Raw genomic sequence first — 13,214 nt, forward strand, 5'->3', positions numbered from 1 at the left:
ATCGCTCCTCCCTGATGAAAACCTATTTGCAAAGTGCTTCGAGTTTGCGCAGCGACGATGTCCAGCCTTCGTTGTGGTTCGTGGCCGACTCGGCATCGACAAGTTCACGGTGATCAACCACCAGCCGTGATCCGCTGTTGGTCGCGGTAACCGAAAAGGTCACATGGCTTTCCGCACCGCGCTGGTCCTGATCGTCATGCCAAGCCCACGTAAATCCAACAGATTTTGGTCGATCGATATGGGTAACGTGACCCGAGACCTTGAACTGCTGACCCTCGCCATTCTGCATAACCGAATACCACGGACCAATGCGCGAAAAGTCGAGATCATGTTCCGGTACATGCAACCCTTCGGGCCCCCACCACTGCAGAAGTTTCGCACCATCACTGACCCATGCGAACAGGACCTCGGGACTAACGGGAAAATCTCGTTCCAGTTTCAGGTCGGCCATGAATTTTCCCTTTCAATAAGCTCTTCCAAACGGTCGAGGCTGCTTTCCCAGAACTGCCGTTTCGAAATCGTCCATTCGGCTATCGCGCGCAGACCCTCGGGCTGCACCGAGTACATCCGTTGCGTGCCGTGTACCCGCTGCTGCACCAACCCGGCCGCGCGCAAAACCTTCAAATGGCGCGAGATCGCGGCCCCTGACATGCCCTTGCCTTCTATCAAATTACCGACGGGCAGTTCGCCTTCGTCCATCAGTTGCTCGACAATCGAGAACCGAGTGGCATCAGACAAAGCGGAGAATGTGACCAGAAGCGTATTCATGGCTATATTTAACACAATAGTTAAATTAAAGGAAGCCCCTTAGAGGCCTTGAAATTCTGACCTGCCATAGCCCTGCAGATACAACAACGCTGTCAGATCGCCGTGATTTATGCGGACATCACATTCGGCAGCGACCGAAGGCTTGGCGTGCAACGCGACACCCGTCCCCGCCCGACCCAACATTCCCAGATCATTCGCTCCATCGCCAACGGCAATCACGTCAACCTCGGAGATACCTAGGCGTGTTGTGATCTGCTCCAAAGCCTCTATTTTGGCCTGTCGCCCAAGAATGGGCCGCTTCACGTCACCGGTAAGCTTGCCATCCTCAGCCAGCAATGTATTCGCCCGGTTCTCATCAAACCCAAGCTCTTCGGCGACCTTAGCCGTAAAAGCCGTGAACCCACCCGAGACCAGCGCTGCATAGACCCCATTCGCGCGCATCGTGGCAAGTAACGCCTTGCCGCCGGGCATCAGCGTGATCCGTTCATTCAGAACCTTGCCGATCACGCTTTCATCCAGCCCTTTCAATAAGCCCACACGCTCAGTCAGCGCACCTTCGAAATCCAGCTCGCCGTTCATTGCTCGCGCGGTGATGTCCTTGACCCGATCACCGACACCAGCCTCATCCGCCAGTTCATCGATGCATTCCTGTTGGATCATAGTGCTGTCCATATCGGCCAGCAGCATCTTTTTCCGGCGACCGTCAGCTTTTTGCACGACCAGGTCCACGCCCATCTCTTGCAACTCGCCCCAAACGTCCCAGCGATTGTCGGGAATTTCTGGCAGGGAAAACTCGGCCGCCTCATCGAGGCTCAGCCAGTTCGCATCACCCCCGCCCCATGCATTCCGCAACGACTCAACCAACGTCGCCTCTAAAGAAGGGGCCGCAGGGTTGGTCAGCAGAGTAGCTACATACATATCAGGCCTCCGATTAGCGCACCTGCGGGATATCGCAGGTGCAGCATTTTCACCAGAGGCAGATTGATCTAACCGAGAATACCAGGCAGGCGCAGCCCATGTTCGCGGGCGCAGTCCTTGGCGATCTCATACCCCGCATCCGCGTGGCGCCAGACCCCCGAGGCGGGATCGTTCCACAGAACACGCTCCAATCGCCGTGCGGCATCTTCGGTACCATCTGCACAGATCACCACACCCGCGTGCTGGCTGAAGCCCATACCAACGCCGCCGCCGTGATGCAGCGAGACCCAGGTCGCACCGCTGGCCGTATTGATCAGAGCGTTCAACAGCGGCCAATCCGACACCGCGTCCGAGCCGTCCAGCATCGCCTCGGTCTCGCGGTTCGGGCTGGCGACCGAGCCCGAGTCCAAATGATCACGCCCAATGACAACAGGCGCTTTCAACTCGCCATTGGCAACCATTTCGTTGAAGGCCAACCCCGCGCGGTGGCGATCTCCAAGGCCGATCCAGCATATACGTGCGGGCAGACCCTGAAACGCAATGCGTTCCTGCGCCATATCCAGCCAACGATGCAGATGCTCGTTCTCGGGGAACAGCTCCTTCATCTTGGCGTCGGTCTTGTAGATATCCTCGGGGTCACCCGACAATGCACACCAGCGGAACGGGCCGATGCCCTTGCAGAACAGCGGCCGGATATAGGCGGGCACAAAGCCGGGGAAGGCAAAGGCATTCTCCAAGCCTTCATCCTGCGCCACCTGACGGATGTTGTTGCCGTAATCCAGCGTCGGAACGCCCGCGTTCCAGAAATCGACCATTGCAGCGACATGCTGTTTCATCGAGGCACGGGCGGCCTTTTCAACCGCTTTAGGATCAGTTTCGCGCTTGTCCTTCCACTGCGCCATGCTCCAGCCAATCGGCAGATACCCATTGATCGGGTCATGGGCGCTGGTTTGGTCAGTGACGATATCGGGGCGCATGCCACCGGCCTGCATCCGCGCATAAATTTCGGGGAACACCTCAGCCGCATTGCCTAGCAGACCCACAGATTTCGCCTCGCCCGCCTTGGTCCAGCGGTCGATCATCTCAAGCGCTTCGTCGAGAGTCTCGGCTTTTTCGTCCAGATACTTGGTGCGCAGGCGGAAATCGATAGAATCCGGATTGCACTCGACCGCCAAACAACTGGCCCCGGCGAACACTGCCGCCAAAGGCTGTGCGCCACCCATGCCGCCCAGACCGCCAGTCAGAATCCACTTGCCAGTCAAGTCGCCGCCATAGTGCTGACGGCCAGCCTCGGCAAAGGTTTCATAGGTGCCCTGTACGATGCCCTGCGTACCGATATAGATCCACGAACCGGCCGTCATCTGGCCGTACATCATCAGCCCCTTCTTATCGAGCTCGTTGAAGTGATCCCAATTGGCCCAATGAGGCACGATGTTTGAGTTGGCGATCAGAACTCGAGGCGCATCCTTATGGGTGCGGATGATCGCCACCGGTTTGCCCGACTGGACGATCAGGGTTTCATCCTCTTCCAGATCTTTCAGCCCTGCGACGATCCGGTCGAAATCGTTCCATGTCCGCGCCGCGCGACCGATGCCGCCATAAACCACCAGTTCGTGCGGGTTTTCGGCCACGTCCGGGTGCAGGTTGTTCATCATCATCCGCAAGGGCGCCTCGGTCACCCAGCTTTTTGCGTTCAGTTCGGGGCCGGTGGGCGGATAGATATCGCGGGTATTCTTGCGAGGATCGGTCATGTCAAAGCTCCAATGCAGTGTCTTGGATGGCGTCGAGAATATCCACCAACCAGCGACGCAGGCGCTTGGCTTTCGCCTCGTCAAACGCCCACGGAGGGGTTTCGGCGGACAGATAGGTAGATTGCGCCAGCTCCATCTGGATCGCGTGTTGGCCTTCATCAGGACGGCCATAGTGGCGGGTCGTCCAACCCCCTCGGAATCGCCCGTTCAGGACGGTGCTGTAAGGGGAGGAATGCGAAAATTCATAGGCCGCGGCCTCAATGCCGGGGGCACAGGTCGCGCCACCATCCGTGCCGATGTTCATATCCGGCAGGGTGCCTTCAAAGAGGAACGGAATCTTGCTGCGGATCGAGTGGCAGTCAAACAGGATCGCAACCCCGTGTATTGCCCGCACCCTTTCAAGCTCTTGCTCAAGCGCGTTGTGGTAGGGCGCGTGGTAGGCGGTTCGACGTACCTCGATCTCATCGATTGAGGGCTCCTGCCCCTCGGCCCAGATCGGCTGACCGTCGAAATCGGTCAACGGCACCAGAGTTGTTGTGTTCTGCCCAGGATACAATGATACACCCGCAGGGTCTCGATTAGCGTCAATGACATAGCGGTGGATATGGGATTGCACGACCGTCGCGTTGGCAATGAGCCCATCGTAGAGCTGATTGATATGCCAATCCGTATCCGCCAGAACCTGCCCATTCGCATTCAGTCGCGCAGCAATGTCGTCGGGCACATACGTGCCGCCATGCGGCTGTCCCAGCACGATGGGCCCATCGCCACGCTGAACACTGAAAACCTGCATCACGACAGCTCCGGCATGGGCATTGCAGCTGCCTGCAAAATAGTTCCGCTTTCGACTAGGGACTTCGCGGTTTCCAATTCAGGCGCCAGATAGCGATCATCGCCAAGCGACGGGATATCGTCGCGCAAACGCCCAACCACGCTGGTCAGCGCTTTGCTGGTCGCAAGAGGTGCGCGGAACTCGATGCCTTGCGCGGCGCAGAGCAGTTCGATCCCCAGAATATAGTTCAAATTATCAACCATCCGGCCTAAACGCCGCGCCCCGTGCGCCGCCATCGAGACGTGGTCTTCCTGATTGGCCGATGTAGGTGTGCTGTCGGTCACACATGGGTTGGCCAGATGTTTGTTCTCGCTCATCAACGCAGCCGTCGTGACCTCGGCGATCATCAGACCCGAGTTCAGCCCCGGCTCGGGCGTCAGGAAGGGCGGCAGATCAAAGCTAAGCGCCGGGTCGACCATTAATGCGATCCGACGCTGTGCGATCGCCCCGATCTCTGACAGGGCCAAAGCAATCATATCGGCGGCAAAGCCTACCGGCTCGGCGTGGAAATTCCCGCCCGAAACAATTGCATCCGGATCGGTCAGAACCAGCGGATTATCAGTGGCCGCGTTGGCCTCAGTTACAAGAGTTGCGGACGCCTGCCGGATCACATCCATCGCTGCGCCGGTCACCTGTGGTTGGCAGCGGATGCAATATGGATCCTGCACTCGCGTATCCCCATCACGGTGACTTTCGCGGATCTCAGAGCCCTCCAGAGTGGCCCGCATCGCCGCCGCCGCTTCAATCTGCCCACGATGCCCGCGCAGCGTGTGAATCTCGGGTTGCAGAGGGGCGGTGGATCCCATGATCGCATCAGTTGAAGCCGCCGAAATCACCAGCGCATTTTGTGCTGAACGCCAACCTTCGAACAATCCGGCCAGAGCAAAGGCAGTCGAAAATTGCGTCCCGTTGATGAACGCAAGGCCCTCCTTTGGACCAAGTTGAATCGGCTCTAGCCCAGCTGTTTTCAGAGCCTCTGCACCCGGCATAACAACACCGTTCACCTCTGCCTCGCCCTCACCGATCACCACAGCGGTCATATGGGCCAGTGGCGCAAGATCGCCAGACGCGCCGACCGAACCCTGTGCCGGGATCACAGGTGTCACACCACACGCCAGCATCTGTTGCAGCAATTCGACAAGTTCCCAGCGGACACCCGAAGCACCTCGGCCGAATGACAGCAACTTCAGTGACATCATCAGCCGCGCCAGACGACGCGGCACTGCCGGACCCACCCCGCAACAATGGCTGAGGATCAGGTTGCGCTGCAGGGTTGAGGTATCTTTGGCCGCAATCTTGTGACTCGCCAGTTTGCCAAAGCCGGTGTTGACGCCATAGACGGGCTCGGTCCCTTCGGCAGCCTGCGCAATGCGGGCAGCAGCGACCTCAACCTTGGGTTGGCAGGTGGCGTCAAGCGAAATGGCGGCTTCGGTCCAGTAGATCTGGGCAAGCTGATCCAGCGAAACCTGACCGGGGACAAGCAACAGAGGTGTCATTCCAGACCTCCAAAAATACGTTTATGCAGAGGGTTGAAACCGATGCGATAGGACAGTTCTGCAGGGTGAGTAGCATCCCAGACGGCCAGATCAGCGCGCAATCCGGGCGCGATCACGCCGGTATCATCCAGACCCAAAGCGCGGGCCGCGACGTGGGTAACACCTGCCAATGCTTCTTCAGGCGTCATGCGAAACAAAGTGCACCCCATGTTCATTGTTAGCAGCAGAGAAGTCAGGGGTGAGGACCCCGGATTGCAATCGGTCGCCAGTGCCATGGGAACATTCTTCTGGCGCAACAATTCAATCGGCGGAGCTTGCGTTTCATGCAGCGTATAAAACGCGCCGGGCAGCAGGACCGCGACCGTTCCGGCCCCAGCCATGGCGGTAACGCCGTCGGCGTCCAAATATTCGATATGATCAGCGGATAGCGCTCCGTAAGCTGCCGCCAGCTTAGCCCCACCTAGATTCGAAAGTTGCTCAGCATGCAGCTTCACCGGTAGGCCAAGCTCTTGCGCGACAACAAAAACCCGTTCGATCTGTGTGGGATCAAATGCAATGCCTTCGCAGAACCCATCCACCGCGTCCACCAGCCCTTCGGCATGGGCCGCGCGCAGTGTCGGAATGCAGACCTCGTCAATATAGGCGTCATCCCGACCCGCATATTCTGGCGGAACGGCATGTGCGCCAAGAAAACTGGTATTGACCCGAATAGGGCGCTCCCGCGCAATACGGCGCGCCGCGCGCAACATACGCAGTTCGGTTTCGGCATCGAGCCCATAACCCGACTTCACCTCGATGCAGGACACACCTTCGGCCAGCAATGCGTCCACGCGCGAAAGCGCGCCTGCAAGCAGCTCTTCTTCTGTTGCTGCCCGCGTGCCGTGTACGGTCGACAGGATGCCTCCACCCGCGCGGGCAATTTCTTCGTAGGTCGCGCCCTTCAGGCGCATTTCGAACTCAACCGCGCGGTTGCCGCCAAACACAACATGAGTATGAGCGTCAATCAGAGCAGGCGTGATCAAGCGGTCACCATAGTCGTTCTGCGGCCACTCGGCATATGACGGCGGCATTGCCGGCCGAGCGCCAACCCAAACGATTTCCGACCCATCGATGGCAATCGCACCATCGTCGATCATCCCATAGGGTTGGTCGCCCCCCATGGTGGCTAAATGTTTGCTACGAAGAACAGTTTTTTTCGTCATGGCGATTCTTTTGGGCTCCCCCTGCGCTTGATTTTTTCGTATACGGCTAAATATATAAAGTCTACACAAAATGGAATTACGATGACGGTTCATGCTAAAACGGCCCTGTTAGGCTCTGAGTGGGTGCACAACCTACGAGTCGAAATCGAGGACGGTCGGATCGCTGCGCTGAAATCAGGGACCGAGCCAAAACCCGAAGACACTCGGGTCGACGTGTTGCTGCCCGCTTTGGCGAACCTGCACAGCCATGCCTTTCAACGCGCCATGGCGGGCATGACCGAAACGCGCGTAGCAGGGCGCGAAAGCTTCTGGACCTGGCGTACCTTGATGTACCGATTTCTGGACCGCCTCACTCCTGCACAGATCGAGTCCATTGCCGCATTGGTATATATGGAAATGCAGGAAGCCGGGTATGCTGCGGTCGGGGAATTCCACTACGTCCACCACCAACCCGGCGGCACGCCTTATGCGCAGTTGTCTGAGCTGAGTCAGCGCATCTTCTCGGCAGCCAGCCAAACCGGGATTGGATTGACACATCTACCAGTGCTCTACACCTATGGCGGCGTCGCGCAAGAGCCTCTGACCGGTGGTCAATTGCGGTTCGGCAATGAGGTGGAAAGGTTCCTGCAGCTTGTCGAGGACTGTAAGCCGCTGATGCCTTATGCAGACAGCCAGATCGGCATCGCGCCGCACTCTCTGCGTGCGACCTCGCCTGATGATCTACGGCAAGTGCTGAACGCTACCCCACGAGGCCCGGTGCACATCCACATCTCTGAACAAGAGAAGGAGGTCACGGATGTAGAAGCCGCTCTGGGTCAACGACCGGTAGATTGGCTGCTGAGCAACGTGGATGTGAACGAACGATGGTGCCTGATCCATGCCACTCATATGACAGACGATGAAACCCGAGCTCTTGCCCGATCCGGGGCTGTGGCCGGTCTGTGCCCGATCACAGAGGCCAATCTGGGGGATGGTATTTTCAATGGTGCCGTCTACATCGAGCAGGGCGGTGTCTTTGGTGTCGGTTCAGACTCGAATGTGCGCATTTCACTGCCCGAGGAATTGCGTACGCTGGAGTATTCTCAACGTCTGCGCGACAAGGCCCGCACTGTGCTGGTACGTGGCGAAGGCTCGGTCGGTCAAACGCTGTATACCGGAGCCGCCCGCGGTGGCGCACAGGCGCTGGGGCGCGACGCCGGAGAGATCGCAATAGGTCATCTGGCCGATCTGGTTGCGATCGATCGAAGTCACCCCACCCTGTGTACTTTGCGCGACGATCAATTGATTGACGGCCTGAGCTTTGCCGCGCCTGACGGAACAGTGACCGACCTTTGGTCTGCCGGGCGACATCAGGTGCGCGGCGGGCGGCATATCGCCCGCGATGCGATCCTGAACAATTACCGTGCCGCGATGAATGACCTTTTGGAAGACATCTGATCTGATATGACCCAAACCAGCGACACAACCAGCTACAAAGACATTAAGCAAACCGTCCTGCGCCGCATCCGCTCGGGCGATTTGCAGCCCGACGCTCTGCTTCCCAATGAGCAAGAATTAGCGGTCGAGTTTTCGTGCACCCGCACCACAGTCAACAGAGCTCTGCGGGAACTGGCGGATGAAGGGTTTCTTGAACGGCGCCGAAAGGCAGGCACCCGGGTCCTTAGCGCACCGCAGCGACAGGCGCGCTTCAAAATTCCACTGGTCCGAGATGAAATCGAAGCGGCGGGCGGAACCTATCGCTACGCTCTTGTGTCATGTGAAACGCAAATCACCCCAGACTGGCTGGCGGCCCGGTTGGCCCTACGTGCTGATCAAAGTGTGATGCACGTGCGATGTATGCATTTCTCCGGCAATTCACCGTTTCAGTTCGAAGACCGCTGGATCGTGATAGACAGCGTACCTCAGGTCACGCAGGCAGATTTCACTAGCGTCGGACCCAATGACTGGCTGGTGCAAACAGTCCCGTTCACCAATGTCGAGTTGACCTTTCTGGCCAGCCGCGCAGATACCACTTTGGCCGGATTTCTGGACGTTCCCGAGGGTGAACCCGTTTTTACTGCCGAGCGTATCACATGGCTGCAGGGTCAGCCGGTAACGTTTGCCAAGATGTATTTTGCGGCCGGATATCGGATGACAACCGAGTTCTGATTGTCCGGGCTTTACGCTTCCCCAATTCCACGACAGATTTGCTGCAGAATGTGCGCGTCTGCTGGAAAGGATATCGGGATGGGCAACCCGCTTTATGATCGTTTGCTGGGCATCCATGCAGGCAAGGATACGCCATTTTTGCACCTTCCGGATGGTCAGACTTTGACCCATGCCACGTTTCTGGACACGGCAGCCCGTCTGGCCAACACCATGACAGGACTGGAAATGGAACCGGGCGACCGCGTGGCGGTGCAGGTGGAGAAATCCGTTGAGGCACTGGCGCTTTATGCCGCCTGTGTCCAAGCGGGGCTGATCTTTCTACCTCTCAATACGGGCTATACGACGCAAGAGCTAAGCTATTTCATCGAAAACAGCGGAGCCTCACTGGTGGTGTGCGATGAGGCAAACGAGGCAGGGCTTGCCGAGATCGTGCAAAAGAACAATGCCCGGCTTGAAACGCTGAACGCCGACGGTTCAGGCAGCCTGATGCGACGCGCCCTAGGCATGCTTCCGGCCTTTCAGCCGGCCCACCGATCAGAAGATGATCTGGCTGCGTTTCTATATACTTCAGGCACGACGGGGCGTTCGAAAGGGGCAATGCTGACGCAGGCGAATCTGCTGTCGAACGCGGAGACCCTTGTGCAGGAATGGCGATTCACAGATGATGACGTGCTGTTGCACGCGCTGCCTATCTTTCACACGCATGGACTGTTTGTTGCGACAAATGTCGTCCTCGCATCGGGCGGGTCGATGATATTTCTGCCGAAGTTCGACTTGGAAGATATGTTACGCCTGATGCCACAGGCAACGGCGATGATGGGGGTGCCGACGTTTTACACCCGCCTGCTAAGCGACGACCGCTTCGCCCAAGATCTGACTCAGGATATGCGGCTGTTCATCTCAGGTTCAGCGCCTTTGCTGGCAGATACCCACGTTCAATTTGAAGACCGTACAGGTCATCGCATTCTGGAACGCTATGGCATGACCGAGACGAACATGAACACTTCTAACCCCTATGACGGCGAACGCCGGGCGGGAACGGTCGGATTTCCCCTGCCGGATGTTGAACTGAAGGTCACAGACCCCAAAACAGGTCAAACCCTAGCAGATGGTGAGATCGGCATCATCGAGGTACGCGGTCCCAATGTGTTTCAGGGCTACTGGCAAATGCCCGACAAAACCGCCGCAGAACTGCGCGAAGACGGGTTCTTCATCACCGGTGATCTGGGGCGGATCGATGAAGATGGCTATGTCCATATCGTCGGGCGTGGCAAAGACCTGATCATCTCGGGCGGGTATAATATCTACCCCAAAGAGATCGAGCTGCTGCTAGACGAACAACCCGGCGTGCTGGAAAGCGCGGTAATTGGCGTCCCGCATCCGGATTTCGGAGAAACCCCGGTTGGCATTCTGGTCCCTACCCCCGGTCACACGCCAGATATCGAGGCCATCATGGGTGCGGTTCGGGACGCGCTTGCCCGGTTCAAACATCCCCGCCAGTTGATCTTGCTGGACGAGCTCCCCCGCAACACAATGGGCAAGGTGCAAAAGAACATCCTGCGTGACCGCTGCAAAGACCTTTTCACCAAGACCTGATCTTCAAGGCAAAAGCGCAACGCGACCCGTGTCCGTCAACAACCAGCAATCCTGTCCTTCGAGCACCGCAACGCCAACCGGACGGCCATACCCTGCGCCGCTATCCAGGTTGATGCGATTGCCGTAATGCGTTGATTGATCCACCGGTGTATGCCCATGGACGATCAGTTTCGGATGCGGATCTCGGTGGTTGTGAAAGGCTTGCCTGATCCAGACCAGATCATTTTCCCGTTGTTCGCTCAGCGGAATACCGGGCCGAATGCCCGCATGGACAAAAGCAATCTCGCGCGTTTGATGCATGGAGATGAGCCCTTGTAGAAATATCCGATGCGCATCGGGAACCGCACCCCGCGCTGTTGCATGCAGATCCTCGAGCCGAGTCTGCTGATCGAATAACACGCCATAGCTTTGTAGTGTTTCTACACCACCCAACCGCTCGTGCAGCCAATGATATCCGACCAACATATGCGGATCGTGACGCGGGACATCTTCGAGGAACCATGAAAACATCCGGTCATGGTTGCCCAGCAGAGTGATCCAGCGCTTGCCCGCATCGCGACCAGCGATCAGCCGATCCAGAACGCCCCGGCTGTCGGGGCCCCGATCAACGTAATCGCCCAGATACACGATCTCGGCATCGGGGCCGCCATCGCGTTCGATCAGCGCCAAGGAGCGCTCGAACTCATCCACGCGGCCGTGCAAATCTCCAATTGCGTAGATCGGATTGGTCATCAGCTTCCCCTCGGGCAATGGTGATTGCCGCACTTCTGGCGCAAAATCAGCACTTTGAAAAGGCGATGCCCACGCTTTGGACAAGCGCGGGCATCAATCTGTCACAGAAGTTCAACAGCGACCGTCAGGCCACGTCAAACTCCAACGGTTTGATCTGAGTAAACAGACCTGTCTCGGCGAGTTTGGCGCGCGCCTCGGCTGGTACCGGTTCATCAACATAAAGCAACGCAATCGCCTCACCGCCGGCTTCGGATCGTCCAAGAGTAAAGTTCGCGATGTTCACATCGTTCTCGCCCATGGCCTGTCCTAAAGCACCAATGATGCCCGGCACGTCTTCGTTAGTCGTATAGAGCATATGCGCCCCGATCTCGGCATCGATATTGATGCCCTTGATCTGAATAAACCGCGGCTTGCCGTCACTGAACACCGTGCCACCGATTGAGCGTTCACGCTTTTCCGTCACCACAGTGACCTTGATATAGCCTTCGAACGCACCGGATTTGTCCTGATTGGTCGTCGATATCTGGATGCCACGCTCTCTCGCGACAACCGGGGCCGAGACCATGTTCACCTCGGGGTTGAATTTCTTCATGATTCCGGCAACGACCGAACAATTCAACGCAGCCAGGTTCATGTTCGCAGCGACACCGTCATAGAGGATGTTGATTGCCTTGATCGGCTCATCCGTCATCTGACCAATGAAGCTGCCCAGATGCCCGGCCAGCTTGATCCACGGCCCCATGACCTTGGCCTCTTCTGCCGTCACACTGGGCATGTTCAGTGCGTTCTCGACCGCTCCGGTCAGCAGGTAATTCGAGATCTGTTCGGCCACTTGCAGCGCAACATTCTCCTGTGCTTCAGTGGTCGCCGCTCCTAAATGCGGGGTGCAGACTACGTTGGGCAGGTTGAACAGTACGTTGTCCTTGGCCGGCTCTTCGCTGAAGACGTCAAATGCCGCCCCGGCCACATGGCCAGATTGCAACGCCTCGGCCAGCGCGTCCTCGTCGACCAGACCGCCACGGGCGCAGTTGACAATGCGTACGCCTTTCTTGGTCTTGGCCAGATTCTCACGGCTGAGGATATTGCGCGTCTGATCGGTCAGCGGCACGTGCAGAGTGATAAAGTCAGCGCGGGCCAGAAGCTCGTCCAGTTCGACCTTTTCCACACCCATCTGCGCGGCTTTCTCTTCGCCAAGGTAGGGATCATAGGCGACGACCTTCATCTTCAGACCCAAAGCACGCTCGCATACGATGCCACCAATGTTGCCCGCGCCGATCACGCCCAGGGTCTTGTTGGTCAGCTCAATCCCCATGAACTTGGACTTTTCCCACTTACCCGCATGGGTCGAGGTGCTGGCTTCGGGGATCTGCCGCGCCACGGCAAACATCATCGCGATGGCATGCTCGGCGGTGGTGATCATATTGCCGAACGGTGTGTTCATCACGATCACGCCTTTTTTCGAGGCCGCATCCTTGTCGATATTGTCGGTGCCGATCCCGGCACGACCAATGACTTTTAACTTGTCTGCCTTCTCCAGAATGGTTGGCGTGACTTTGGTGGCAGAACGGATGGCGAGGCCGTCATACTGACCGATCACCTCGGCCAGCTTGTCTTTGTCCTTTCCCAGATCGGGCATGAAATCCACGTCGATGCCACGGTCGCGGAAGATTTGAACGGCGGTTTCGCTCAGCTTGTCAGAGACGAGTACTTTGGGAGCCATATTTTTGGTCCTTGAACATTGTGGAAGGTCCGGGCCGGATGCGGCCCGGTA

At 57.7% G+C, this 13,214-nt stretch carries 12 protein-coding genes; 3 read left to right on the top strand and 9 right to left on the bottom strand.

Annotation, left to right across the window (positions count from 1 at the left end):
• Window positions 1-22: 22 nt before the first annotated feature.
• The 7 genes from ACR0I1_RS08635 to hutI all read right to left on the bottom strand — a co-directional run bounded on the left by ACR0I1_RS08635 (window position 23) and on the right by hutI (window position 6,967).
• Window positions 23-451 carry an SRPBCC family protein gene (locus tag ACR0I1_RS08635; protein ID WP_170399086.1) on the bottom strand — a complete coding sequence of 143 codons (429 nt, stop codon included), beginning with the start codon at window positions 449-451 and terminating at the stop codon, window positions 23-25.
• Window positions 439-768: a metalloregulator ArsR/SmtB family transcription factor gene (locus tag ACR0I1_RS08640; protein ID WP_170508994.1), complete on the bottom strand. Its 330-nt coding sequence runs from the start codon at window positions 766-768 to the stop codon at window positions 439-441. Before ACR0I1_RS08640 ends, ACR0I1_RS08635 begins: the two co-directional genes overlap by 13 nt.
• 39 nt (window positions 769-807) lie before the next feature.
• Window positions 808-1,686 carry a phosphoserine phosphatase SerB gene (gene serB, locus ACR0I1_RS08645; RefSeq protein WP_170399090.1) on the bottom strand — a complete coding sequence of 293 codons (879 nt, stop codon included), beginning with the start codon at window positions 1,684-1,686 and terminating at the stop codon, window positions 808-810.
• Between the two features lie 68 nt (window positions 1,687-1,754).
• Window positions 1,755-3,437 carry a urocanate hydratase gene (hutU, locus tag ACR0I1_RS08650; RefSeq protein ID WP_010440659.1) on the bottom strand — a complete coding sequence of 561 codons (1,683 nt, stop codon included), beginning with the start codon at window positions 3,435-3,437 and terminating at the stop codon, window positions 1,755-1,757.
• A 1-nt stretch (window position 3,438) separates the two neighbouring features.
• Entirely contained in the window at window positions 3,439-4,230 is a 792-nt protein-coding gene (gene hutG / locus ACR0I1_RS08655) for an N-formylglutamate deformylase (RefSeq protein ID WP_480705923.1), read from the bottom strand.
• Window positions 4,230-5,765, bottom strand: a complete 1,536-nt coding sequence (gene hutH, locus ACR0I1_RS08660) for a histidine ammonia-lyase (protein WP_480705925.1) — start codon at window positions 5,763-5,765, stop codon at window positions 4,230-4,232. The genes hutG and hutH overlap by 1 nt, the downstream gene beginning before the upstream one ends.
• A complete protein-coding gene (gene hutI / locus ACR0I1_RS08665) occupies window positions 5,762-6,967 on the bottom strand; it encodes an imidazolonepropionase (protein WP_480705927.1) in 1,206 nt (401 codons plus the stop codon). The genes hutH and hutI overlap by 4 nt, the downstream gene beginning before the upstream one ends.
• 81 nt (window positions 6,968-7,048) lie before the next feature.
• On the opposite strand from hutI, the gene ACR0I1_RS08670 reads away from it, so the two are divergent.
• The 3 genes from ACR0I1_RS08670 to ACR0I1_RS08680 all read left to right on the top strand — a co-directional run bounded on the left by ACR0I1_RS08670 (window position 7,049) and on the right by ACR0I1_RS08680 (window position 10,711).
• A complete protein-coding gene (locus tag ACR0I1_RS08670; protein ID WP_480705929.1) occupies window positions 7,049-8,404 on the top strand; it encodes a formimidoylglutamate deiminase in 1,356 nt (451 codons plus the stop codon).
• A gap of 6 nt (window positions 8,405-8,410) precedes the next feature.
• Window positions 8,411-9,115: a UTRA domain-containing protein gene (locus ACR0I1_RS08675; RefSeq protein WP_480705930.1), complete on the top strand. Its 705-nt coding sequence runs from the start codon at window positions 8,411-8,413 to the stop codon at window positions 9,113-9,115.
• A 78-nt stretch (window positions 9,116-9,193) separates the two neighbouring features.
• Window positions 9,194-10,711 (top strand): malonate--CoA ligase, encoded by a 1,518-nt coding sequence (locus ACR0I1_RS08680; RefSeq protein WP_480705932.1) that lies wholly within the window; start codon window positions 9,194-9,196, stop codon window positions 10,709-10,711.
• Window positions 10,712-10,714: 3 nt separating this feature from the next.
• Here the strand turns inward: ACR0I1_RS08680 and ACR0I1_RS08685 are convergent, their stop codons facing one another.
• Window positions 10,715-11,443: a metallophosphoesterase family protein gene (locus ACR0I1_RS08685; RefSeq protein WP_480705934.1), complete on the bottom strand. Its 729-nt coding sequence runs from the start codon at window positions 11,441-11,443 to the stop codon at window positions 10,715-10,717.
• 124 nt (window positions 11,444-11,567) lie between these two features.
• Window positions 11,568-13,163 (bottom strand): phosphoglycerate dehydrogenase, encoded by a 1,596-nt coding sequence (serA, locus tag ACR0I1_RS08690; protein ID WP_480705936.1) that lies wholly within the window; start codon window positions 13,161-13,163, stop codon window positions 11,568-11,570.
• Window positions 13,164-13,214 lie beyond the last annotated feature (51 nt).

This window comes from Ruegeria sp. B11 (assembly GCF_056539785.1).